The sequence below is a fragment of the Photorhabdus laumondii subsp. laumondii genome, from assembly GCF_003343245.1.
GTDB classification, from domain to species: Bacteria; Pseudomonadota; Gammaproteobacteria; order Enterobacterales; family Enterobacteriaceae; genus Photorhabdus; species Photorhabdus laumondii.
On sequence record NZ_CP024901.1, the window covers coordinates 2804665 to 2829944 of the forward strand.

The following is a 25280-nucleotide window of genomic DNA, read 5'->3' on the forward strand; positions in this document are numbered from 1 at the left end:
GAAAAACATGCACAACTTATACACCCCATCAGTATCGCACCGTTTTATCGCCAGTTTTCTGTTTAACAGCATTCCCAGCCCACTTGATATCGCCTTTCAGCGCATATCGGGCCTGAGCCGAGAACTACAAACCACCCAACACAGCCAAGGTGGAGAAAACGCCAGAAATATTTGGCTAGCCGAGAAGATCCAACATGGCAGCCTGATGCTAGAGCGTGGTGTCATGATCATCACCCCGCTCACCTTGATATTTGATCGTGTTCTGCGTGGTGAGAAAGCGATGTATGCCGATGTCGTTATCATGCTACTGAATGAACATTCATTGCCCGTAGCAAGCTGGACAGTCAGTAACGCGCTACCCGTTCGCTGGTCCACCAGCGACTTCGATGCTAATAGCAACACCGTACTGGTGAACTCTCTGGAATTACGTTATCAGGATATGCGCTGGTTAGGAGTAAAAGCATGACGGTAGAAATTAAAGAACTGATTATTCAGACAAAAGTCATCGATCCGACGAGTGATCAACTCTCCCCTCGAACATTAGCTCAGGAAAAACTGGATAACGCCCGTTTAATTGAGATGGTGAAACGGGAGGTATTAGAAGCATTACGTGAAACAGGAGGTGCTTATGAGTTTAATTGAACGTGGTTTATCCAGACTCACCCTTTCCGCCTTCAAAGACCGGGAAGGAAAAGTTTCCGTGGGGAGCTTACAGGCGATGTATAACCCCGATACCATTCAGCTTGATTACCAAACCCGTTACCAACAGGATGAAAGTGTTAATCGTGCCAGCCAAAGCAGCCGTTATGTGCTATCTCAGCCCGCCGGATTATCCTTAGTCCTGCTGTTTGATGCATCAATGCCCGGCAATAACACACCAATAGAAACACAGCTTGCAACGCTGAAATCCCTGTGTGCGGTTGATGCCAGCACCAAAGTACCTCACTTTCTTAAAATCAAATGGGGCAAAATGCGTTGGGAAAACAAGGGTTATTTTGCCTGCCGGGCCAGTAGCCTTGCCATCAGCTACACCTTATTTGACCGAGACGCCACCCCATTACGGGCCAGTGCGACCTTATCTCTGGTGGCAGACGAAAGCTTTGTTATTCAGGCTACCGAGCGACAGTTAAAATCGCCTCCGGCCACTGCGGTTAGCGTGACTGACATGCTTTCCTTACCCTTAATCGCCTTAGGTGCTGGCGCTTCGCTGGCCGGGGGTATCGACTATCTCTCGTTGGCATGGCAAAACGGTCTGGATAATCTTGATGACTTTACCCCCGGACAGACCCTACAAGCTCGGGGGGATACATGAAAATACCCACAGTAACCCTCAAAATAGGTGGTAAGACACTCAACCAATTCACCGTAATCAGCTTGACAACCAACCATCACATCAATGGTATCCCTTCGGCCAACATCACTCTGGGTATCGCCGGTGATGCCAACCCTATTTTTGACACCAAGACACAGGCTGAATTGGCAAGCTGCCGCCCGAACCATGAAGTTATCGTACAAATGCAAAAAACCGTGTTATTTAAGGGGATCATCGTTCGGCAGACACTGGGGCTTAAAGGTCAGGACAGCATCATTACCCTGACAGCAAAACATCACCTGCAAAAATTAACCCATAGCTTTCACTCACAGCTATTCAATAAACAGAGTGATGAAGCAATTATCAAAAAACTCTTCAATCAGAATGGCATCCAAACGACGATAAAGCAGGCACCACAACTCAAAACCGTTCATGAACAAATGGTGCAATTTCGTTGTAATGACTGGGCATTTCTAAAAAGCCGATTGACCGCCACTAACACCTGGCTGTTGCCCGGCAATGAATCGGTTACCTTGATAACACCCAAGGCCCTGAATAAATCAACGGTACATACCCTTCATCGACATACCAATAATGCTCAAGATATCGTGCTATTTGAAGCGGATCTCCAGTGGAATAACCAATACAGCCCTAAAACGGTGAGTATCCGTGCCTGGGATATTACTCAACAAAAGCTTTCTCAAGCAATCAATAGCCAAAACAGTAAGCTTGGCAGTCATAAATTGGCCGTGGACAGCATCGCCGCACCGGCCGATAAAGAGTGGCAATGGGCTTACAGCTATCCATTGGATAATGAACAAGCCAAACATCTTGCTCAAGGCATTATGGATAACTTACGCAGTCATAATATATCCGGTAGTTTTGAAATCGAAGGTAATCACCGTTATCAACCGGGGGATATTCTGGCATTAAATGGCTTTGGTCAAGGAATGGATGGTCAAGGGATTATCACCGGCATAAATCAGATAATTAATCAGAAGCAAGGCTGGCGCACTCGATTAACTTTAGGCATGCGGCCAGATATCGAACCTCCGGTGCCACAAGTGAAAGAGTTACATATCGGTATCGTGGAAAAATACCAGCAAGATAGCCAATCGCTAGGCCGTATTCCGGTCAAAATACCGGCATTAAACCTCACTCAAGGTGTCCTTTTTGCCCGGCTAGGTAAACCTTATGCCAGTCATGAAAGTGGATTTTGCTTTTATCCAGAACCGGGAGATGAAGTAATTATCGGATTCTTTGAATGTGATCCCCGTTTTCCGGTGATATTAGGTTCCATGCACAATCCGAAAAATAAACCACCGTTAGAACCCAGTGAAAAAAATCCGGTGAAAACCTTAGTGATTAAGCAAGGAGATAAACAACAGGCATTAATATTCGATAACAAAGAAAACACCGTGGCACTTAATAGCGGAGAAAATAAAGTTTCTCTGCAACAGGATAAAGATATTACGCTCAATGCAACGAAAAATCTCATCACCCAAGCCCAAGAAATTAATATACAAGCGGAAAAATCTCTGTCGGCCACGGGAAAATCTGGCGTCGATATTAAAGGCGCGAAAATTAACTTAACACAGTAATGAGGTATTGAAATGACAAACAAAATATTAGCCGATATTTATGGTCGCGGCTGGAAATTTCCGCCACAGTTTTCTCTTGAGACTGGCGTAGAAATGGCCAAAGGAGCCGAAAATGTTCGCCAAAGTATGAAAATCCTTTTTTTAACTGAACCCGGTGAGCGGATTATGCGTGAAGATTATGGCTGTGGTCTGAATGATTATATGTTTGAAAATATCAGTGATGAATTGTTATCGGAGATTCAAACCCGCATTGAAGAACGCGTATTACGCTATGAACCCCGCGCAGAAATCATCGATATTCAGGTAACCCAAAAAACAAATTCACCGAATACCTTACATATTCAAGTGACTTATGCTTTAAGAGGCAGCGCAATCACTCAACAACTTGAAAGCATTCTCGAAATCAACGAAGGTCAGGCAAAGGTGAGTCTATGAGCAAACAACTCATCGTCGATGGTGATAGTCTGCTATTTGAGCCATTATTTGGTAACCGGCAGGTCACCATTTTGGGACCGGCAATTATTAAAGGCAGCGGACACGCGCAAATCCAGGGCAAAAAGATCGCCATTGTGGGCGATGAAAAAAAGGTACAACTTCAAGCGCAATACATTACTTCCAGCCATCCAACACCCGGTATGGGTATAGTCACCATTGCCCAATTGGATACCAGCCAGCAAGTAAACTTTTGCTGTAGCCCTGACTCAGTGATTATTGTCGGGCAACAATTTACTGCTCGTTTTACCCCGACACAACCAGCGATTAATCCGTCAGGCGTACCGGATATAACAACACCCAGTATGGGAAAAGGCCGTTTTATTGCCAGCCAATATGCTGTCAGTGCCGGATAAATAACGCCTTAAAATTCATTATTAAATAACCATCCTATTGTACAAAGCTATCAGCAATATATTCAAATAACAGGTGGTATAATATGGGACTTACCGAATTAAAAAATAAACTCGCCGCTATCGTACCAGAGACAGACTTTAAACTTGATGAAAGAAGTACACTGGATATTTTAAACTGGCTTAAAGAATATGCGGCAAAAATCCCTTTTGATCAAGATAGAAATAAATTCTGGGACAGTTTCTACTTTATTCAGGAAAATACTCCTGAAAAATTAGCGGATATTTACCAAAACATTAATAAAGCGGATGGACATTTACCGGCTCATCAAGCTTTTATATTAGCTTTTTTAAAACTGTTAGAAACAACCAAAGTTTTATTTAATACTTTTCCGGCACGACATCGTGATCTTTATTATCGGGAATTATTAGGTTTAAAACCCAGAAATGCCCAAGCGGATAACGTTGCTTTAGGCATTACCTTAAATCCAGATAATGCAGAATATCTTATCCCTAAAGGAACCCTGTTTGATGCCGGGCAAGATAGCGCTGGAAACCCATTACAATATGCATCAGATGCTGATTTACTGGCGAATCAGGGAAAACTCACCGATCTACGTTGGTATCGGAAAGATAACGATAGCTGGAAATCAGCAATACTATTAAGCGACTCAGATAATATTGAATTACCTGAAAACGGTATTCGACTTTTTAGCCCAACTCCTAATGATGTTCCAGTTTTGTCCGGTTATTTAATTACTTCGTCTTTATTTGCTATGTCGAAAGGAGTACGTAGTATTAGAGTAACTCTAGCAAATGAGTGGATGGGTAATCCTAACAACATTACTGCTCAGATCAGTTCTGGAAAACATTGGCTTTCACTATTAGTAGAAAAAGCAGGGAGCAATCTTAAACTCATATTAAGCTTATCAGCCAACGATGAGTCCATCAGTCCCCCTGACGCCTTAGATAATATGGAGTTTAATGTACCGGTATTAAAGCTGGGCACCGTTCAGGGGCCTATACTACCCAAGATTACGGATATTGAAATTAGCATTAGCGGCAACAGTAATGTACGTTATTCCTCTGATGGTAGTATTGAAAAAACAGGTGCCACTAGTTTTCCCTTTGGTCAATCACCGTTGCCAGGCTCCGGTTTCAATCTGATTGCTCCTGAATGGTATGGCACTGAAAATGCAACAGTGACAATTACCCCTCAATGGGTGGGATTGCCAATAACAGGCTTTAAAAATTGGTATAAAGGATATAATCCTGAACCCGAAAATAATGCATTCAAAGTAACGGGGTATTTAGTCACACCTCAGGAAAAAAACAAACTAAAAGAGGCTAGTACTCAAAAAGAAATTGAGGCTCAACCATTATTTGATGGAACGAATAAACCACAAGGAAAAAGCCTGAGTTTTCCTTTGCCAGCAATGAATTATCCTATTGCAGACAGTCAATCGCCAAATGACTGGCCAGCGTTTATTCGTATAGAATTAGCTGAACAGGATTTTATGCATTCTCAGTATTGGCAAAATCCTACGGATAAAAATCAACCCTATACTCCTCAGATCAGTTCATTGAAAATTGAATTCAGTGCAGAAATCAAAACTGGACAATATTCCGTTTATCCCCTAACTCCTTTTGGTTGGGACAAAGCAAACGCAGAAACACTCCCATTAATCAGTAACACATTTTACTTAGGTTTTACTGATGTATTACCGGGGCAAACTTTATCTCTGTACTGGCAGTTAGACGGTATTAAAGAACGCTTGTTATCCTGGTTCTATCTCAATCAAGAAAATACCTGGAGTCCATTAGATAATTTAGTGCACGACCAAACCCGCAACCTATTTAACCGCGGAGGATTGAGTACTTTATTACCCCATGATGCTTCAAACCAAGCATCTCAAATGCCAAAGGGACGGCACTGGTTGAAAGCACAAATTTTACAGACAAGTCAAGCAATACTGACCGACCTGTATTGGAATCGGAAAGATAACGATGGCTGGAAATCTGCAACACCTCTTCGCCTTTCAAATAACATGAAATTACCAACAAACGGTATTCAGATTTTTAGTCCAACATCTAATGATATCCCGGTGCTATCCGGCTATCTAATTACTTGGCCTTTATTCACATTCCTAAAAAAAGGGCTCAACATTACATTAATTTTGGGAAGTAAATGGGAAGGTAATTCTGAGAACATAGCCGCTAAAATAAGTTCAGGGAATCACTGGTTAACACTGTCAGTCGAATATCTCAGTGACACTGATAGTATTAAGTTGCAATTACCAGACGATGATAACAATGATCCCATCAGCCCCCCTGATGCTTTGGATAATATGACGTTCGATACGCCATTGTTAAAACTGACAACCACTCAAGATTTCACTTTACCCTGGATTTATAAGATATGTATTAACAGCAACATCGTGCTCTCTGCTTCCGACAATTCAGAAGCAAAAATCACTCGTTTCCCTTTTGGTCAATCGCCATCACTGGACTCCAGTTTTAGTCCGAAGGTAGTGCTCCCTGAATGGGTTAATTCCGAATATGTATCAAACACAACATTCACTATTACCCCTCAATGGGTCAACTTACCCACAGAGAACTTTTCATCGTGGTATAAAGGATATGCTAATAAACCTACCAATAATAATGTATTTAAAGTGGAAGGCTATCTTGTCACTCCCTATAGAGAAGAGAAAAAACTTGATGAAATTCTGTCATTATTTGATGGCGAAAATGCACCACAAGGAAAAAGCCTGACTTTTACCTTACCTGATAAGTATTACTTCTATTCAAACAACCATGAGACAATGAGTATAAAAATAAAACTCGCTGAGCAAGACTTTATGCACGCTCAATACCAGCAACGTCCTACAGGTAAAAAACAACCCTACACCCCACAACTCAGTGAATTACAGGTGGAATTCAGTGCGACAGCTTTCCATCAACAATTCTCCATTTATCCTCTCACGCCTTTTGGCAAAGACCAAGCCGGAGAAAATATAACAGCATTAACTCACGATACATTCTATTTAGGTTTTACCGATATAGCACCGGGACAAACTTTCTCTCTCTATTGGCAACTAAAGGGCCTGAAAGATCTCTCTTTGTCTTGGTTTTATCTGAGTCAAAAAAATACCTGGAAATTATTAAATAGATCAACTTACAACCAAACAGATAATCTATTTGAATCAGAAGATCAAAGTATCCTATTACCCCAGGATGCTTCAAACCAAACCTCTCAAATGCCATCAGGGCGATATTGGCTGAAAGCACAAATAGAACAGGAGAAAAAACAGGTAAAAATAGTCCCTCCAGATTATCCAAGAATTAAAGGATTGTTGTATAACGCCACAACAGCCACGTTAATCAACACAGTGACCGTCGAACAAGATTACTTTATCCGCGGATTAGCCGCCAACAGCATTAAACAGCCGGTGAACTCATCCGTTGCAATCAGTGAAGTGGCGCAACCTTGGGCATCTTGGAATAGTCGTCCAAAAGAAGACGAGCAAACCTTCCTGAAACGGGTTCCCGCCCGGCTGTCCCATCGTAACCGAGCATTAAATTGGGGCGATATTGTCACCTTACTAAAAGAGCGGTTTATCAGCATATTTGATGTCAAATATCCTTCTACCAATGAATTAACCAAAATACCCGCGCCAGAAAAGCGCAAATTAATCGTCATCCCTGATAATCGCTACAAAGATAATGGTGATTCACTCCGCCCAGAATTGAACCAAGCCCGATTAACTGAAATGGTCGAATGGTTAGATCGATTAAGCAGCCCCTGGACAACCATTGAAATTAATAATCCCACATACGTTGATGTCCCGATTAGCTATGAATTGATATTTGCTTCAGGAGTTAATCCCGATTACGGCCGCCATCAATTACAACAGGAGCTGAGTCGAATCTACATGCCGTGGGGAGAAAATACGGCTATTGGCGTAACACCAGGTAATCGCATTGACTATTACCAGTTATTAGCCACGATTCAACAATCACCTTGGGTTGAACGGGTCACTAGTTTGACTTTAAAAAAAGGCAGTCCATCCACTGATGTCATAGGTAAAAGTGTAGAAGCCGACGATGACGAAGTATTGATTTTAGTCTGGAAATAAAAACCCTAAACGAAGGAGTTCACAAATGAATAATCGAAATATGCTATTTCCCATTGTTAAAGATGATATTGCCTTTGAGACTTTACTTGCCCAGGCAAAAACCGTTATTGAGCAACAATCCGGCCAATGTTGGAACGATATGGGGGAAAATGATCCGGGTATCACCTTATTAGAAGCTTGTTGTTATGGCGCATCTGATTTAGCTTACCGCCATTCATTACCACTGAAAGATCTTCTTACTCCTACACAAGAGGAACAAACATCCAGAGACGGTATTTTCCCTAAAGAGTTTGGCCCACAACAAATATTAACTTGTGGCCCCATCACTGAAGAAGATTATCGCCGAGCTTTATTGGATTTGCATAGCAACGACAAAAATGATGGCTATTTTTTCTTTAATGATGCCCAGCTTATTCGTGAGCCTGAGAATCAACGCTATACATACTGGTATAACCAACAAGAACGGCAATACAGTTTCATTATTAAAAACCGATATAACAATTCAACACAGTTAAAATTAACACTGAGGGGAAACTATTGGCTTTATTTGCTCCCTAGCCGGGAAACTGAAAAAATTCAAGATAATAAAATTCAAGCTCAAAAAAAGTTGGAAAATTTTCTGAGGGACAATCGCAATTTGGGAGAGTCAGTCAGTAAAATTATTTGGCTGGAACCCATCGATCTACCATTGAAGATTGATATTCAACTTGATGATGACGTTAAAGATATCACTGATATATTCGCTAAAGTTTATACAACGGCAGAACAAATGGTTCTTGAAAAACCGTTACGTTATACCACCCAAGCGATGAAAGAAATGGGTTACAGTAATGAAGAAATTTTTAATGGCCCCTATTTACGTCATGGTTGGATCCCCCAATTGCCTTCAATTAAAGATTACACCAAATCTAAAGAACTAAATTTAAGTCCCTTAGTTAACCAATTACTGAGAATCAAAGGAGTCAAGAAAGTTACCCGATTCACGTTAGATGGGCATAATGAAAGAATTGCTAAACTACCAAATGATAATTGGTCCTGGACAATCGTTCATGGGTACTATCCCAGACTATGGGGCAACGATCCCTTACAATCGATCACCTCACCAAATAGCCCACTCACCATTACAGCCAAAGGTGGCGTTAAAATTATTGTTTCCAAACAAGATGTAGAGGAAAAGCTCATTGTAGAGCCACTGATTGAGACACAACCTGAATTACTGGATTGGGGTAAATATCGTAAGATCCTGGATTACTATCCAATAAGAAATAAATTACCCGCTTGCTATGGATTACAAACTAATACCCAACAGCAAATACAATTACATCAGTTTATGTTACCTTTTGAACAAACTCTCGCTAATAACTGTGCCGATCTCGCCTTATTACCAAAACTATTGGCTTTTAAACAACGAGGAGATACTGTACATGGTGCTCAATGGCCTTTTAAAGAAAATACTGTCGCTCAAAATGTTCATCAAAACATAAAACCTCATTTAATTAATCAAATGAATAATGAAGCTAAAATCAATAATAATGATAAAAACTATACTAAAGAGTTGGTAATACTAGATTATCTATTGCGATATTTTGGTGCGCAATGTGCAACCCCTCTTCTATCACAAGACTCAAATTCTCAGGAAGATTTTCTATCTACTCAGCGCGAATATCTTTCTCAACAACCTAGTTTAGCCTATCAACGTAATAATATTCGTATTGATAAAGTGTCAGCACTGCAAAAACGCATTGCTGCCCGATTGGGTCTGGGAGGAGAGTGTTTCAAAGAAACACCAGAACTGGATAAACTCCCTTTTTATTTAATTGAACATCGTCAACTCTTACCAATAAAACCTAATGAAAAATTCAATAATGACCAAACACCTGATAATCTAGAAATTAAAAATGATCAAGTCATGATTACACAAACTGATACAGCAGGCCATTTAATGCAAGGTCAAGTTATTAATCTGGAATTTAGAGAAGGCTACAATATATCCAAATTTCTGAACCTAATGATCACTGAAGTGACAGGAGATACATTCACTATTAATACCAATAACAATAATGATCTAAGAAACAATCTGGACAAATTGCAAAACGCATTTAAGCAGCGCAATAGCCTGCACTGGTGCAATAGCGCCGTGTGGATAGAAGATATGGATTATCAACTCGTTTATGACAGTGAAAAGAGTCAAGAAGAAACCGAAAATAGACGATGGATTACCCTTAATGATCAAAACTCCTTCCCTGCCATGATCGAAAACAATGATGAAATCACAATAAGAACCAAGTCCGATTATGAACTTACAACCCAAATTGTACAACTTGATAGTGCTAATAACCGGATATTACTTAGAAAAGATATAAATTCAAAAAATAAATTTCCACCAAGAGAATATATATCACACTATTGCTTGTCCTACACAAGATATGACTACATATACGGAGAGGAACGCACATGTAAATTAATTTCTACCGATACAACCTCAAATGAAAATGAACTCTGGATTACTATCAGAAAACAACCCGATGATACTCCTTACAATAGTTTTCCTTTTGATATATTCGAAGCGGATGATGAAATAACACTAAAATTTGACCCTGATTATGAACTTAAAACGCAGGTAAAAGAATTTGATCGCATAGAGAAACGAATATTAGTTGAAAAAAACATAGATCAAATAAATGATTTTCCATTGGAAAACAATGAGTCGCACTCTTACTGGTACTTCTCAGGAAAAAGATATATCCAATCTGACCATTTTTCATTTGTAGTCAGCATAGTACTGAATCGAGAACGCATTAGGAGCGGTACTACTGATTTTTACAAATTAGAATCTTGGGTGAAAACTGAAATTTTAGCTGAATTACCTACTCATATCTCACTCGTTATTCATTGGCTATCATCGGAAGAATTCAAAAAATTTGCCAGTACTTATAAACTTTGGCAAAATAATGGTGCTCCTTTAGGCGATCACGCATATAAAATTCTAGAAACATTAACACTAGGAAAGAAACCTTCTGCTTCAATAGAAGCATACAGTGAAGAAATAATAGCTTCATAAGGATTATGATATGATGCCTAATATTACAAAGAGAATATTAATATGGTTTCAGAACCAAATCTATTAAATCGAATTATTATTACTATCACAGCTAATAACACGCAGGTAGCTAAAAAAGTATTACATGGCTCCCTGCTTAATCAATCCAATATAAATAAATTAATCAACTCCCATTTCAACCAATATATCATTAACAAAAATATCTATTTAGAAACACTCACTCTGAACCTTGGTGAAATAAATTTACAAGATTTTAATTCACTGTTTCCTATTCGACTTAATGCTAGATTAAGTCAAGCATTAAACCAATATCAGGTAAATAATCAGACTGATATTGAGAAATTTATTCATTACTTACAGCAAAAAAATTCCATACCAAATAAAATAGAGGATATTAAGAATAGTGAAATTACTGATATCAACATTAAACAATTAATTAATCAATTACCCCATATACAAAAAAACTGGACACTCTTATTAGCAAAAAGCTGTTTATCTGAGCATAGTTTAAAAAAACTTCTAGCTATCAGAGATCCCTCTTTGTTAATTGTCATTAATCACAAGTTATCGGAAAACATAATCACACCGCAGCATCAGGAGGAACCCGTTTCCTCCTGGCAATTAATACTGAATGCTTTGAGATATATACAACAACATAATGCACAAGAAATACCTGACCCCGACGCAAAAATTATCTCACGTATCACGACTGAACTTAATAACGGAGCGATTAATATAGCATCTATTATTACGCTATTTCACCAGACTGCAACCCGTAATTCTCCATTAAATAATTGGTTAAAACCACTCTGGCAAACAGCACCCGTTTCACAATACTGTAAAAAATATCTATCGGTTGAAGAATACCAATATCTGTCAGAATACTTTATTCCTAAACACGGGGATAAAAATAAATCGAGTAAAAAACCATCCGTGTCTTCTGAACCCGTTTTATCGCCTGAATACTCTCCTTCACGTCAGGTAAATAATGCTGGAATATTAGTTTTATGGCCGATATTACCGGCTCTGTTTAATCAACTCGGTCTACTTGAAAAGCAAGAATTTATCCATCGTCAAGCTCAATTCAGTGCCGTTGTCTTCCTTGATTATCTCATTTGGGGAACTGAAAAGGCACCAATAGAACACAAGGGATTAAATCCTATTTTATGTGGACTCATGGCTGATGAGAATATTGAGTCAGCACCCATTGAACCAGAAAAACAGTTGGCAACAGAACAATGGCTAGATACGGTTATCACTCAACTTCCTGCCTGGAAAAAATTAAGCCGCAATGATGCCCGCCAGTTATTTTTACAACGGCCAGGAAAATTACGAATAGATAAACAGGAAATCAGCATCACAATTCAACAACAACCGTTTGATGCACTATTAACTGACTGGCCATGGCCATTAAATATCGCCAAACTACCTTGGCTGGATCGTCCTTTATTAATCAACTGGCAAAACATTTAAAAGGTTTATATGAACTTTCCTCTGAAAAATAACCACTGTATGGCAGTAGAATCAGATTGGATTTATCCCCATTTGGAGCGTATTGATCTGCTATTACAGCGCTACTATTATCAAAAGAGAGATTGGTACGACTCCTTACCGGAGAGTTTTTTACTGACCGAAGATGAAATAGAACAACGTTTAGTAAAACCATTAGGCATGCCTCATTGGTTAAAACAGAGTGATATTATTGATTATAAGGACATAGAGAATAAACCCATCACCGGTAGATTATCATTATTAATAGAACGTTTTGAACTGACTGAATTTGAGCGTGATACCTTATTATTAGGTTTATTACCCCATTTTGACAGTCGTTATCATGCACTATTTGCTTTTCTGCACGGTAACAGTAAAAAACAGTGGCCGAGTTTTGCTTTGGCAATTGAATTATTTAGCCAACGCCAAAATGATTGGCAATTACTGCAAAATAGCTTTCTACCGCAAACACCATTAATCAATCACCATCTATTACGGCTTAATAACCATGAGGAACCCATTTGGTTACAAACGCAATTTTTAACGCACAGTGCTGTCTGGCATTTTTTATCCGACCAACGGGTTATTTTACCTCCCCTGATAACCTGTGCTTATTGGCACTCTTCTACCTCACAGACTTGGTATCCGCAAACCCTTTATCATTCACTTAACAAGATATTATTAAATGAAATAGATGAAATATGCCCACTGGTGATCCTCAAAGGAAAACAGGACAGCGCCAGAGAATTAGCGGTCAGTAATATTATGGCATTGCATAATATCAGTACCTTAATTGTCGATTTAGCTCATCTACCAGACGAAGAGAATACCAACACTAAACCTTGTTTGTTAACAGACGCAATACGGGAAGCCCGGCTACATGATGCCTGCTTATTAATCCGCAATTTTTCTTTACTTGCAGAGGAAAAGCAAATATGGCTAAGCAAATTATCCACCCTGCTGAATCAATCCAAATTACGTGTAGTTTGTCTGGTAGAACCGGGAGATTCATTCGTATGGATTCAACACTTACCAATGGTACAAATTGAGATGCCAGTAGCCACACTGGCAGAGAAAAAAGCGATACTGACAGAAAATCTGCCAAATAATGCTGATCGGGAAATTAATCTTACTCAGTTATGCCAACGTTTTTCATTTACACCGGAAACATTACCATTAATTCTTAAAGAAGCCTGCCAATATCAAATACTCCGGCAACCGGAAGACCAATTGAAGGAGATCGATTTGCGTAAGGCATTAAATTTCCGCGCTCAACAAAATTTCGGTAAATTAGCTCAACGGATAACACCCAAGCGCAGTTTTAATGATTTGGTCGTTTCAGAGGGATTAACTCAACAACTGAGAGAAATTATTGCCACTATTAATTACCGAAACCAAGTATTAAACACGGGTTTTCAAGAGAAAATAGGTTATGGTACCGGTATTAGCGCCCTATTTTACGGCGAGTCAGGTACCGGAAAAACCATGGCCGCAGAAGTGATTGCCGGATATCTTGGCGTTGATCTGATTAAAGTCGATCTCTCTACCGTGGTGAATAAATACATTGGTGAAACAGAAAAAAATATCTCCCGAATTTTCGATCTGGCCGAAGCCGATTCCGGCGTGCTGTTTTTCGATGAAGCCGACGCCTTATTTGGTAAACGCAGTGAAACCAAAGATGCTCAAGACAGACATGCCAATATTGAAGTTTCTTATTTGTTACAACGATTGGAAGATTATCCCGGATTAGTGATTTTAGCCACCAATAATCGTAGCCATTTAGACAGTGCTTTTAATCGCCGTTTTACCTTTATTACCCATTTTACTTATCCCGATGAAATATTACGTAAACAGATGTGGCAAGCAATTTGGCCTAAGCAATTGAATTTATCAGATGAGCTTAATTTTGACCATTTGTCTAAACAGACAGATCTGACAGGTGCAAATATCCGTAATATTGCTTTATTATCATCAATATTAGCCGCAAATGATAATAGTGAAAAAATTGACAATAAACACATAGAACGGGCAATTATTCTCGAATTGAATAAAACTGGCCGATTGTTTTTTTAAACGTTTAATAAGATTGGAGTCGATATGACAAATATAATTGATCCTAATAATGCAATTATTGCAGTTAATACCGCATTGCATGAAATTTTATCTCAACATCTAAACACCTCTAACCAAATGATTGATATCCGTTTTGATCTGCCAGAAATTAACTCAACTCCGGCTAAACCTACCGTCAGTGTATTTCTTTATGATATACATGAAGATCTACAATTACGTTCTGCGGAGCCAAAGAGTTATAACCCTATTACTAGCTCATTATTGTCTGGGTGGGTAAATATTAATTATAACTATTTAATTACTTACTGGCATTCAAACCAACCATCAGGAGACGGTTCCAATCCTGACAGTCAGCCCAATAATCAAGCTGCACGCGTCATGACAGCTATTTTAAATGCACTGGTTAACAACCGACAATTACCTAAAATTCCTGGCGCATATACCAGAGTCATTCCACCACAAGAAAATCTAAATAGCTTAGGTAACTTTTGGCAAGCACTCGGCAATCGCCCTCGCCTTTCTTTATTATATTCAATTACCGCACCAGTAAAACTACAAAATATTAAAGATATCATAAAACCCGTTAGCCAAATCTCCACTTCTGTGGATCAAAAATCAAATCTGGATAATTCGCAAATAGACCAAGCCTTATTTAACAAATTGTGCTCCAATTTAGGTGGCACAGAAGATGTCCGCCTTGCCCTTGCGAAAATGAATCTGGCAACCAAGCCGACTAAGGAAAATAATGAAAAACAAAATAATCAAAACGTCATACTTGAAGTTTCTGGTATTATCCATTTGGATTATTTACCTAGAGTAAAAGGTATTCTTACAACATGGAAAAATAGTCATCGCGCCGTTGTCAGAATAAATGACATTGGTATTATTGTTTCAGAAGATAAATATGATCAATTAATAGGAATTTAAAACCTTTAATTTATAAAAAAACACATTACAACACCAATTGAAAATTTTTTATAAAATAACTTTACTTATATATTAAAATATACTTAACTTTATTTTTAAAAAATAAAATGACAATAGTTAATCCATATAGTATTTATCTCAAACATATACCCAATGGATTTCAAGATGCATCGCGGCGGCAAGGGAGCGAATCCCCGGGAGCATAGATAACTATGTGACCGGGGTGAGTGAGTGCAGCCAACAAAGAAGCAACTTGAAAGATGACGGGTATATCTCTTCCCGGAAATTAACAGGTGATAATATGGTATATGAATACGATAAAACCATCGAAAGAAGAAGAAATCCGTCGATACAATTGAATAATAATGAAAAATCATCTGAACAGGCATTAGAATTGTCTCAAAATAATCCATTACTCCACGATCTCATCACCAGCAATAATTTACGTAAAGAGGCTGCGGTTTTTGCCAAACGGATTGGTCCCTCCTATCAGGAAATTCTGGATGAACTTGAGCATCTCCATCACCTAAGTGGGAATGAGCAATTGGCGGCAGGTTTCGAATTGCATCGACGCATTACCCATTACCTAGAGGAACATCCTGATTCTAAACGTAATACTGCCCTGAGAAGGACACAAACGCAGTTTGGGGATCTGATGTTTACCGGTACTTTGCAGAAAATACGCCACTCGTTGTTGGAAATGGCGGAAACTCGCCCTGAAATGGCATCGCATATCTACCAGATTGCTCGTGAAGAGGTCAAAGGCAATACCCCCGGGCTAACCGATCTGATGGTACGCTGGGTAAAAGAAGATCCCTATCTTGCTGCTAAAACCGGCTATCAAGGAAAAATTCCCAACGATCTACCTTTTGAACCTAAGTTTCACGTGGAGCTAGGTGCTCAATTTGATGACTTTAAAAAGTGGTTGGACACCGCCCAGAGTAAGGAATTGCTGACTCATACCCGGCTTGATGAACAGAATAAACAGGTCCATCTTGGCTACAGCTATAATGAGCTGTTAGATATGACTGGCGTTGAAAGCGTGCAAATGGCGGTCTATTTCCTTAAAGAAGCTGCCAAACAAGCCGAACCGGGTTCTACTAAATCGCAAGAGGACATTTTGCTCCACCGGTTTGCTAATCCTACCTATCTGGCCCAACTGGAACACAGTAGATTGGCACAAATAGAAGCAATATATCACAGCTCTCATGACACTGATGTGACTGCCTGGGATCAGCAATTTGCCTCAGATGCGCTGACGCAATTTAATCATCAACTGAATAACACCGTGGATCTGAACAGCCAGTTATCTCTTTTACTTAAAGATCGTCAAGGGCTACTGATCGGTGAAAGTCATGGCTCAGATCTGAACGGATTGCGTTTTGTCGAAGAGCAGATGGAAGTATTAAAAGCGCATGGCGTGACAGTCATTGGGCTGGAACACTTACGCTCAGATTTAGCTCAACCGTTGATAGATAAATTCCTGGCAAGTGGAAATGAACCCATGCCTGCTGAACTGGCCGCACTGCTTAAGACTAAACATTTATCTGCGAATTTGTTTGAACAAGCCAGAAGCAAGCAGATGAAAATCATTGCACTAGATAACAACAGCACAACTCGCCCTACCGTGGAAGGAACACAACATGGCCTGATGTATCGTGCAGGGGCAGCTAATAACGTGGCGGTTGAACGTTTACGGCAATTGCCTGCGGGAGAGAAGTTCGTTGCCATTTATGGTAATGCTCATTTGCAATCCCATGAAGGTATTGATCACTTTTTACCCGGCATTACCCATCGTCTTGGTTTACCGGCTCTCAAGGTAGATGAAAATAATCGTTTTACCGCTCAGGTCGATAATATCAACCAACGCAAACGTTATGATGATGTGGTTGAATTACCCCGTATTCAATTAACATCTTAGCTACAGTACAATTATCAATATAACAGACCACAAGATAAACACTTCTCACTAAAAACTCATAGGTGATAATTATGGTGTACGAATACGATAAACATGACAGTGACGCCAATATATCGCCAGAATCATTTATTTTTCCAAAACGCAAAAAACCGAGAAATATAAGATCTCTCACTGAAAGTTGATAAAAAACAAGCTAAACCAAGCCTTAAAAACTATTTTTTTGAAATATCAGAACTAATATTCAACAATTAGAAGATTAATTTAGAGGTAATATATATGGAACATGAATACAGTGAAAAAGAAAAACCCCAAAAATGCCCAATACAATTAAGGGATTCTATCGAACATGATAAGGAGGATATAAATACCACGACTCCATTGGAACTTAATTCTCAATACACTAACAGAAAAAGAGCAGGGTTACGGGAACGTTTCTCGACCACTTTGCAACGCAACCTGCCAGGCCATTCTATGCTCGATCGGGAGCTAACCACCGATGGCATGAAAAACCAAGAAAGTCGATTCTCCCCTGCCATGATAATGGACAGAATGATGCATTTCGGGGTCAGAACCAGATTAGGTAAAGTCCGAAATTCGGCGAGTAAACACGGGGGGCAAGTCACCTTCAAATTTGCCCAAACCAAAGGGACCTTCCTAGACCAAATCATGAAACACAAAGACACCTCAGGCGGTGTCTGCGAGTCTATATCTGCTCATTGGATAAGCGCCCATGCCAAGGGTGAAAGCATCTTTGACCAACTCTATGTCGGGGGACAAAAGGGAAAATTTCATATCGACTCACTAGTTTCCATTAAGCAGTTACAGATGGACAGTTATCTAGATGATGAACAAAGTACCATGACAGAGTACTGGCTTGGTACGCAAGGCATTCAGCCAATCATGCAAAAAAACGACGTGGACGAACACTCATCCAAGGTAGTCGGTCAAACCGGTAACAAAGGTACAACAGACCTATTACGCGCTATTCTGGATACGGGTGATAAAGGCTCAGGCTACAAGAAAATTAGTTTTCTCGGAAAAATGGCTGGACATACTGTAGCGGCCTATGTGGATGATCAGAAAGGTGTCATCTTCTTTGATCCCAACTTCGGCGAATTCAGCTTCCCAAGCATAACTTCGTTTTCTCGCTGGTTCACTGACGATTTCTGGCCAAAATCTTGGTACAACCTGGAAATCGGTCTGGGACAACAATTTGAAGTCTTCAACTACGAGCTTAAAAAATCCTAACCTACAACGTGCACTTAACTAATAGAAACCCTGTTCTCCAAATCCCACTTTCATCTCTTTAGGGCAATCACCAAACTGAAATCCGTTATAAAACTGCCAGGCACTCAGGTAAAGAGTAAGGCAAAACCGGGTTATCGGGTCGGGCAAGCGGACTCAATTTAGTGACAGCGGCAATCGTACGATGGAATACGCTGTATTTAGAACGTGCAATACAGTCGCTGCATGCGGCTGGCAATGTGATTGATGAACAATTATTGCAATATCTGTCACCATTGGGTTGGGAACATATCAATCTAACCGGCGACTATGTGTGGCGGCAGAATAAAAAAAGGATCTTACCCAGCTCCGTCTGAGTTTGTAGCGACCATAATAACAGGATTAAACAACAGTAACATGACGGTTATTACTAAAGAAATTTAGCATTAGTTATCGAGGTCAGGCCAAGATGTACCTACCAACTTTATTCTAACAGAACTGATAATGTTGGTAGGATAACTTCATTTGAGCTCTCACTTCACTGAACTAAGGGGCAGAACCAGCTATTTTAGACGTTAGGCTCCCAATACTCTTTAGCCATAAAAGCTTCATTATTATGTCTATACTCGCAAACTTCATCAAAGAAATAGGCAATTTGCTTCATCGCTTCGTTGGAATCAGCTGCTCTATGGATTACATCTGCACCTGTCCAGACACTATATTTTTGTCTTATTGAACGTGTAGTGTCTTCTTCTGGGTTTGAGTAAGCTCCGGCGAAGTTAAATATACTTCCTAAAGCATTATGTCCACTCAGAACCAGCAAAGTTGATGGAGCTGACTGCATTACCGTTTTGAACTGCTTATGAAAGGGTTTACCCAAAATTTTGGGATATAAGAAGTAGAAGTCTTCGTCATTTAGCACCAAAGAACGGATATTATGTATTTTGAATCCTTTTTCTTCGAACTCAGTGATAATTTTCCCTACAAGCCCTCGATGAACAGCATCCGGCTTGATTAAAATAAGGCTTTTTTCTAGCATGAAACCTTCTCCAGAATTTCAATTATATAGTCGATTCCTTCCTGAGAAAGATCTGGATGGGTAGGAATGGTTATCAGATTTTTGAGGACAGTATCTCCTTTCTCAATACTGCCATCATAAAATTTATTGAGGATACCAAACTTATACTTAGCCTCCCCATATTTTAGAAAGTCCGTTTCAAATCCCATATCTTTTAGTACCTCATGAACATTGCCAAGGTCTCTATGATCTTTATCTTTAAGTACTAGGTTGTAGTAGTTAGGTTGTCCTAGGCAATCAATTTCTTCAAATCTCGTGCTCACTATGCCCTCCTTGATTTTCTCGGCATTTTCTCTACGAATAGTAAGTTCATCATACACTCGTGTACATCTTGAGATACCTAAAGCCGCTTGGAGTGAACCTAGCTTGAAATTCAAGCCAAATGACAAGCCATTAAGGTTCCCAAGGTTGACTATTTCTCGCAAACGCTTAGTTCTTTGAGGAGACGAAGGAATGATAAAGCCACCTTCTCCGGTAGAAAGGATTTTCTTATCATGAAGCGAGAAGCAACCATAATCAGAGAAAGTTCCAACCAGACGACCAGTCTTAAATGTACTGAAGTGAGCTTGCGCAGCGTCATCAATAACAATGATACCTCGACTGTTACAAACTTCAGCAATCTCATCATAATTGACTGGATATCCCCATAGAGGGACAGCTATTATAGCCTTAGTTTTATCATTTATTTTACTTAGTAAATCGTCAATCGATAGTTCAGTTGTATGTGACGTTTTGGTATCAATAAATACAGGCTTAGCTCCAACTGATAGGATCGGGAACGTTGTAGGTATCGTCGTATAACACGGAACTAAAACTTCATCATCAGCACAAATGTCTTCAGCCATTAGGCTAGCAATAAGTGCGCTCGTTCCACTAGAACAACACACTACATCATCAACTTCGAACAACTCTGCTATTTTTTTCTCAAATTGCTCAACAGTATCACTTTTCCCTGAAAGCTTACCGAGATCCAATACTTTTTCCAGCTCAATCAGATCGTTGCTATGAGGTTTCTTTTTATAACTGTCATTAATTTTCATGGTAATACAATCCCCTTAATATCCGTTTTAACCACTAGGTCCTCTTTTTCATAGAGGTAATATCGATGCAACTTTCTACTAAAGCTTTCCTCAGAAATAAACTCTCGACCATGAATGCACCTTCTGTTGTTTACGATGAGTAACTGGTCGGTTTTCAGCGCAATCTTCAGGCACAAGCGTTGATATAATGAAGAAAGCTTTATCGCACATTTTTTTGCTTTCTCTGTTTTATAAGTCTTTATTGAGTTAGAGAATCGAACTTGAAAAAAACCATCAGAAAAATGAAGGATAGGCTTCCAAGAACTATCTAACTCGTTGGACTCCATAACAAATGATTTTTGCCACTCAAATACATAATTTGGTGAACTAAGCTCGCAAATTTCATCATCATTCATGTGATATAAGATTTCTTCGATATGACAGACTGTGGTTCCCACATCACTGCCACAAATAGAAAGAAGTGCTACATAGTTTGGGATTATCGACAGACCTCTAACTTTCTTCCACTCGGTATCGAATGGAAGAAAGCTTGCATCAGTGTGACCTCTTAACTTTTTTCTAGATTGAACAATACCTTCTTTAGGGGATAGGATAGACGCGACATCCCCTAGAATCTCAGACCGAAAGCCGAAGGTATGCATGCCTATAGTGTCTCGAATATAATTAGTGAACATATCATCACTGTGGCCAAGGTATGAAGGTGTATCAACACACACCCAACCTTTAGCACTTAATTCTGAGAGTATTTTGGTGTTATTCATAGACAACAAAATCTCCTGTTACTTGCCCGTAAAAACAACCAATATTTGTTTCCATTTTGAAGCTATTACTTTCGTCTACCTTCTCATTTTTAAACAAACGGTAGAATCTTGTAGGAGTGCCCCTATCAAACAGTTCCCGTGATTTGGCGGTTGGATCGTCTGATATTAATGCAACGCACTTTTTATCAAATTGAGGAACGTCCGGAGTACTAAGTTCCCATGAAACCATTTTGACTATGTCCGCACCACTTGGATACTTGCTAACGTCAATTTCATTAGCTTCAATATATTGACGAAGCTTTGCAATAGCAGGACCTAATCCATGCGAACTAATTAGTGTTCTCACTATGTGCTCACATGCTTTAAAATCGCTATTTTCAAGCAGAATGAGAAGATCCACAAAGTCCCTAATTGTTAGATAATCTTTGTTGTAAATTTGAATAAGTATTATCAATATAGAATTAAGATCACTAACTACATTGACATATGTCCCTCTCAAAATAGTGTTGTAGCAGCCAGAATATAACGACTGTAGTAATATTCTCGAACCATTATCATCGATTGGGTAGTGATCAACATGGATTTCAAATCCACGATCATCATCTTTCCCTTTCGTATATCGGAATGATTTATAAACTTTTTCTGTAACAACATCCTTTATCCAAATAGTACTGAAATATATATCGTATCCATGCTTAATCAACAAAGCATCAAGCAATGGTAAGTGATCTTCTAATACTACCAAATCTGCGTCAAAAGCGAATCGCGAGGCACTTTCATGGTAAAAGCGCTCTACAGATAACCCCTTCAAAACTAGAACAGAATTTTTTAGTTCTGAGGATTTAGCGATATCGTTAAGTACGATCGATTTTTCTCTCTTTTCATTTTCAATATGACAATACTCTTCGCTACTCTGGCCGGTTGCATATACAAACATTGATAGAATCTTCTCTTGGAAGGCAGACTCTTTGTTTAAGACCGATATGTACTTCTTACTTGCTTCAGGCAACCAACCATTTAGACAATAATTATAGTATGAATCAATTACTTTAGATTTTTTCATTGTTTCTTCTCCTCGAAGAAAAAGCCAAATAGAATGGAATAAAAACTAATGCAAATTGATACTTTGTTCACCTTCTCTTGTTACATATATTCTATTTCATAGAACCATTGAAATAAACAATATTATTAACGGATGTAATTATTACAATAATTTCATTGCACAATCTAAGCTTATTTACACCTGTTTATGAATTATAAAATCACATACAAAAACATTAACCTCATGCCCATTATATAGAGCTTTCCTTTATCATTAACCTTATCAATTCCTAACCAATTTATGATAAGTTGATAAAACACATTAAATAAGACATTTATTTACTAAGACAATAATTGAATTCATATCAGAAAAATCATCAAACGTAAGATCTTCATCTAGTAGGTTGATATCAAGCTCATTTTCCAAATTAATAATCAAAGAAACAATTTGAAATGAATCCAAGTCATCAAGTGATTTTATTTCATATTTCTTCATAAACTCAATTACTATTATTTCAATATCTAAATTTGATTTTTTGCCCATAATTCCAACTTTTTATAATTTACTTTTCCACTTATTAATGTAGGTACAGATTCGATACAAAAAATTCCTTTCACTTTAACATTCTTAATGAATCCGCAATCAAATATTTCGCCTTCGTTTTTAGGTTGATAAAAAATTGTAATTCCAGTATTGCAATCTATATTTTTGTCATAATAAAGAACAACAAAAACCAAAGGATTATTGTTCTTTACCCTTAATTGTTCTTCAAGACCTTGAAGATCAACTCTATGCCCCATAATCTTAGTCTGCCGATCTATTCTTCCCTCAAAATATACCTCACCATCTAATATAGTTACTAAATCTCCTGTATCGTAATACACTTTACCATCGATTTTCACAAAGCTATTCTTTGAAGTACCTATATATCCATTAAAAATTTGAGGTCCTGACAATAATAATTTGTATAGATTTCCAGATAAATGCTCAGTTTTGTATGACATATCCCCTAAAGCTCGGCCAAGACTAGGTGGGCCTTCAATACCCACATCACTTATCATACATGCGATTGTTGTTTCAGTTGGTCCATATAAATTAAATATCTTCTGGCAATTAGATATTTGTGCCCAAGAGGTTACGACGTGTTTTCTTAATAATTCTCCGCAAAACAAAGAAACTTTTAAACTAGACAGTTGATGTGATTTTGGTTTGAGAGAAATCAGCATCTGAGCGAGTGTAGGAACAGAAAACCAATAAGTGAGTTTATTATTTTCCACCTTATTTAGTAATTGTCCAATTTTTTTGGTTTCTACCGGAGTTATGGAGCTTGCACTCTTCCAACTTAGAAATAGATCATGATAAAAAAGATCAAAAGCTGGAGAAAATGTATTAGTTAATCGTTCGATGCCTTTTTCAATTTCCAATTCTTCATAGATATTATCAATATAATGTTTTAAGGCTAAATGTGTAATCGGAACTCCTTTAGGTAAACCGGTAGATCCTGATGTGAACAATATGTATGCAGTTTTTGCTGGTATAATAACTGAATCGTTTCTATCTACTTTATGTTTTATATGATATACACTAAGATCTTGATTGAGCCTGATATCAGCTTTAACTGCATTAATTATTCGTTCTTTATATTCATCATCCCAATCTGAAATCAAAGGAACTATCGTATTCTTGTTTTTCCACATTGCCGAAAAAACAGAATACATATTTATATCCTTTCTTTCAATATCAATAGCAACTACTTTCTCTATCACTTCAGAGAAGTAATCTGAAAAATAAACAACTTTGGAAAGGAACTCACCATATGTAATTTCAATGGGATGATCTCTATAAAAAATAGACTGAGAAAAATTATTTGATGAATAATACAAATATTCAATTACATTGAATGACATAGTTCCTCCATTACATGATTGAACATGGGATCAATCTCCAAGAATGAGAAGCTTTCAATATAGGAGAAAGCACTTGTTCCTATTTCATCAGTTATAAAGCCACCATTACCTATTACTTCAAATAACTTATATGGGCCAACTAAATGAATAGCTGAGAGAATACCACTTTCGGACACTTCAAAAGGAAACTTCTTTTCATTGTTTATATATTTCACTAAGTTAACCAAATCAAACTTCATACCTATAAGGTTACATAATTTATTAATCCCGCTAGCCCATATGGCATAAATAATAGTGGTCTGTTTATTTGGTTCATATAGATCTTGAAAATTATTAACACCAAGTTTTCCTGTAAAATCACCTTGCCATGTATTATATGATGTACATATGAATGATTCACCTTTAGGACAGTCAAATAGTTCGAATTTATTATTTCCTTTCCATGTATATTCAGGGTGAACAAAATCATAGTAAACCTTATAATTTCTGCCATTTATTTCCATATCTTTAGGGTTGTATACTCCTAAAGAGAACAAAGCAGACTCACCAATCTGTATGCCTACAAACCCCCAAGGATTAATCACTCTAAAACAATTCTTTTCTAGAGAATAATGACTCAAATCATCATAAGTAATATTAACTCCTAAACTATTAAAGTACTGCTCATATGACATGAATGTTAAAACAGGAGCTCCATTAATTGGATTTCTTATTAGTTCTCCGGGCTTCTTAACCAAGAAATACTTGACAGCATCTCTAGAATTAAAGCCTTTTTTATATATATCCAAATAATCAGGATTTATCCCAGATTCTTTGTAAAGAATATTCTTTAATAGATCGTATTTAGTGTTCATCATA

20 protein-coding genes and 1 pseudogene are annotated in these 25280 nt (G+C 38.3%); 14 read left to right on the forward strand and 7 right to left on the reverse strand.

The window, feature by feature from the left end; genetic code table 11:
- Positions 1-7: 7 nt before the first annotated feature.
- The 14 genes and pseudogenes from PluTT01m_RS12325 to PluTT01m_RS12395 all read left to right on the forward strand — a co-directional run.
- The gene (locus PluTT01m_RS12325; RefSeq protein ID WP_011146624.1) at positions 8-466 is read left to right on the forward strand and encodes a phage tail protein; all 459 of its coding nucleotides are present in this window, start codon (positions 8-10) and stop codon (positions 464-466) included.
- Complete coding sequence (locus PluTT01m_RS12330; RefSeq protein ID WP_011146625.1) at positions 463-642, forward strand: DUF5908 family protein; 180 nt, start codon at positions 463-465, stop codon at positions 640-642. The genes PluTT01m_RS12325 and PluTT01m_RS12330 overlap by 4 nt, the downstream gene beginning before the upstream one ends.
- Complete coding sequence (locus tag PluTT01m_RS12335) at positions 629-1312, forward strand: CIS tube protein (protein ID WP_011146626.1); 684 nt, start codon at positions 629-631, stop codon at positions 1310-1312. Before PluTT01m_RS12330 ends, PluTT01m_RS12335 begins: the two co-directional genes overlap by 14 nt.
- Positions 1309-2913, forward strand: a complete 1605-nt coding sequence (locus PluTT01m_RS12340) for a phage baseplate assembly protein V (RefSeq protein ID WP_011146627.1) — start codon at positions 1309-1311, stop codon at positions 2911-2913. Before PluTT01m_RS12335 ends, PluTT01m_RS12340 begins: the two co-directional genes overlap by 4 nt.
- Before the next feature lie 12 nt (positions 2914-2925).
- Positions 2926-3348 (forward strand): GPW/gp25 family protein, encoded by a 423-nt coding sequence (locus PluTT01m_RS12345; RefSeq protein ID WP_011146628.1) that lies wholly within the window; start codon positions 2926-2928, stop codon positions 3346-3348.
- A complete protein-coding gene (locus PluTT01m_RS12350; protein WP_011146629.1) occupies positions 3345-3761 on the forward strand; it encodes a hypothetical protein in 417 nt (138 codons plus the stop codon). The genes PluTT01m_RS12345 and PluTT01m_RS12350 overlap by 4 nt, the downstream gene beginning before the upstream one ends.
- 83 nt (positions 3762-3844) lie before the next feature.
- Complete coding sequence (locus PluTT01m_RS12355) at positions 3845-7897, forward strand: baseplate J/gp47 family protein (RefSeq protein ID WP_011146630.1); 4053 nt, start codon at positions 3845-3847, stop codon at positions 7895-7897.
- A gap of 25 nt (positions 7898-7922) precedes the next feature.
- Complete coding sequence (locus tag PluTT01m_RS12360) at positions 7923-10958, forward strand: baseplate wedge protein (protein WP_011146631.1); 3036 nt, start codon at positions 7923-7925, stop codon at positions 10956-10958.
- 42 nt (positions 10959-11000) lie between these two features.
- The gene (locus PluTT01m_RS12365; protein WP_011146632.1) at positions 11001-12431 is read left to right on the forward strand and encodes a contractile injection system tape measure protein; all 1431 of its coding nucleotides are present in this window, start codon (positions 11001-11003) and stop codon (positions 12429-12431) included.
- 9 nt (positions 12432-12440) lie between these two features.
- The gene (locus PluTT01m_RS12370; protein WP_011146633.1) at positions 12441-14522 is read left to right on the forward strand and encodes an ATP-binding protein; all 2082 of its coding nucleotides are present in this window, start codon (positions 12441-12443) and stop codon (positions 14520-14522) included.
- 24 nt (positions 14523-14546) lie between these two features.
- Positions 14547-15449: a Pvc16 family protein gene (locus tag PluTT01m_RS12375; RefSeq protein ID WP_011146634.1), complete on the forward strand. Its 903-nt coding sequence runs from the start codon at positions 14547-14549 to the stop codon at positions 15447-15449.
- A gap of 301 nt (positions 15450-15750) precedes the next feature.
- Positions 15751-17370, forward strand: coding sequence for a membrane-targeted effector domain-containing toxin (locus PluTT01m_RS12385; RefSeq protein ID WP_109791580.1), 1620 nt, complete (start codon positions 15751-15753; stop codon positions 17368-17370).
- 276 nt (positions 17371-17646) lie between these two features.
- Positions 17647-18618: a YopT-type cysteine protease domain-containing protein gene (locus tag PluTT01m_RS12390; RefSeq protein WP_011146636.1), complete on the forward strand. Its 972-nt coding sequence runs from the start codon at positions 17647-17649 to the stop codon at positions 18616-18618.
- A 140-nt stretch (positions 18619-18758) separates the two neighbouring features.
- Positions 18759-18971: pseudogene (locus PluTT01m_RS12395) on the forward strand (Tn3 family transposase); the annotation flags it as partial.
- A 191-nt stretch (positions 18972-19162) separates the two neighbouring features.
- Here PluTT01m_RS12395 and PluTT01m_RS12400 read toward each other — a convergent pair.
- From PluTT01m_RS12400 to PluTT01m_RS12430, 7 genes are all read right to left on the reverse strand, one after another.
- Positions 19163-19633, reverse strand: a complete 471-nt coding sequence (locus PluTT01m_RS12400) for a nucleoside-diphosphate kinase (RefSeq protein ID WP_011146637.1) — start codon at positions 19631-19633, stop codon at positions 19163-19165.
- The gene (locus PluTT01m_RS12405) at positions 19627-20712 is read right to left on the reverse strand and encodes a DegT/DnrJ/EryC1/StrS family aminotransferase (RefSeq protein WP_011146638.1); all 1086 of its coding nucleotides are present in this window, start codon (positions 20710-20712) and stop codon (positions 19627-19629) included. The genes PluTT01m_RS12400 and PluTT01m_RS12405 overlap by 7 nt, the downstream gene beginning before the upstream one ends.
- The gene (locus PluTT01m_RS12410; protein ID WP_011146639.1) at positions 20709-21473 is read right to left on the reverse strand and encodes a Fe(II)-2OG oxygenase family protein; all 765 of its coding nucleotides are present in this window, start codon (positions 21471-21473) and stop codon (positions 20709-20711) included. The genes PluTT01m_RS12405 and PluTT01m_RS12410 overlap by 4 nt, the downstream gene beginning before the upstream one ends.
- Complete coding sequence (locus tag PluTT01m_RS12415) at positions 21466-22536, reverse strand: nucleotidyltransferase family protein (RefSeq protein WP_011146640.1); 1071 nt, start codon at positions 22534-22536, stop codon at positions 21466-21468. Before PluTT01m_RS12415 ends, PluTT01m_RS12410 begins: the two co-directional genes overlap by 8 nt.
- Positions 22537-22836: 300 nt before the next feature.
- Positions 22837-23058, reverse strand: coding sequence for a hypothetical protein (locus PluTT01m_RS12420; RefSeq protein ID WP_041380086.1), 222 nt, complete (start codon positions 23056-23058; stop codon positions 22837-22839).
- Positions 23037-24422 carry an AMP-binding protein gene (locus PluTT01m_RS12425; protein ID WP_011146642.1) on the reverse strand — a complete coding sequence of 462 codons (1386 nt, stop codon included), beginning with the start codon at positions 24420-24422 and terminating at the stop codon, positions 23037-23039. The genes PluTT01m_RS12420 and PluTT01m_RS12425 overlap by 22 nt, the downstream gene beginning before the upstream one ends.
- Positions 24407-25276 (reverse strand): hypothetical protein, encoded by an 870-nt coding sequence (locus PluTT01m_RS12430; protein WP_125026235.1) that lies wholly within the window; start codon positions 25274-25276, stop codon positions 24407-24409. The genes PluTT01m_RS12425 and PluTT01m_RS12430 overlap by 16 nt, the downstream gene beginning before the upstream one ends.
- Between the last annotated feature and the right edge of the window lie 4 nt (positions 25277-25280).

Coding starts and splice junctions, on each gene's coding strand:
- PluTT01m_RS12325 (WP_011146624.1), top strand. CDS start 8: ATGCACAACTTATACACCCCATCAGTATCGCACCGTTTTATCGCCAGT.
- PluTT01m_RS12330 (WP_011146625.1), top strand. CDS start 463: ATGACGGTAGAAATTAAAGAACTGATTATTCAGACAAAAGTCATCGAT.
- PluTT01m_RS12335 (WP_011146626.1), top strand. CDS start 629: ATGAGTTTAATTGAACGTGGTTTATCCAGACTCACCCTTTCCGCCTTC.
- PluTT01m_RS12340 (WP_011146627.1), top strand. CDS start 1,309: ATGAAAATACCCACAGTAACCCTCAAAATAGGTGGTAAGACACTCAAC.
- PluTT01m_RS12345 (WP_011146628.1), top strand. CDS start 2,926: ATGACAAACAAAATATTAGCCGATATTTATGGTCGCGGCTGGAAATTT.
- PluTT01m_RS12350 (WP_011146629.1), top strand. CDS start 3,345: ATGAGCAAACAACTCATCGTCGATGGTGATAGTCTGCTATTTGAGCCA.
- PluTT01m_RS12355 (WP_011146630.1), top strand. CDS start 3,845: ATGGGACTTACCGAATTAAAAAATAAACTCGCCGCTATCGTACCAGAG.
- PluTT01m_RS12360 (WP_011146631.1), top strand. CDS start 7,923: ATGAATAATCGAAATATGCTATTTCCCATTGTTAAAGATGATATTGCC.
- PluTT01m_RS12365 (WP_011146632.1), top strand. CDS start 11,001: ATGGTTTCAGAACCAAATCTATTAAATCGAATTATTATTACTATCACA.
- PluTT01m_RS12370 (WP_011146633.1), top strand. CDS start 12,441: ATGAACTTTCCTCTGAAAAATAACCACTGTATGGCAGTAGAATCAGAT.
- PluTT01m_RS12375 (WP_011146634.1), top strand. CDS start 14,547: ATGACAAATATAATTGATCCTAATAATGCAATTATTGCAGTTAATACC.
- PluTT01m_RS12385 (WP_109791580.1), top strand. CDS start 15,751: ATGGTATATGAATACGATAAAACCATCGAAAGAAGAAGAAATCCGTCG.
- PluTT01m_RS12390 (WP_011146636.1), top strand. CDS start 17,647: ATGGAACATGAATACAGTGAAAAAGAAAAACCCCAAAAATGCCCAATA.
- PluTT01m_RS12400 (WP_011146637.1), bottom strand. CDS start 19,633: ATGCTAGAAAAAAGCCTTATTTTAATCAAGCCGGATGCTGTTCATCGA.
- PluTT01m_RS12405 (WP_011146638.1), bottom strand. CDS start 20,712: ATGAAAATTAATGACAGTTATAAAAAGAAACCTCATAGCAACGATCTG.
- PluTT01m_RS12410 (WP_011146639.1), bottom strand. CDS start 21,473: ATGAATAACACCAAAATACTCTCAGAATTAAGTGCTAAAGGTTGGGTG.
- PluTT01m_RS12415 (WP_011146640.1), bottom strand. CDS start 22,536: ATGAAAAAATCTAAAGTAATTGATTCATACTATAATTATTGTCTAAAT.
- PluTT01m_RS12420 (WP_041380086.1), bottom strand. CDS start 23,058: ATGGGCAAAAAATCAAATTTAGATATTGAAATAATAGTAATTGAGTTT.
- PluTT01m_RS12425 (WP_011146642.1), bottom strand. CDS start 24,422: ATGTCATTCAATGTAATTGAATATTTGTATTATTCATCAAATAATTTT.
- PluTT01m_RS12430 (WP_125026235.1), bottom strand. CDS start 25,276: ATGAACACTAAATACGATCTATTAAAGAATATTCTTTACAAAGAATCT.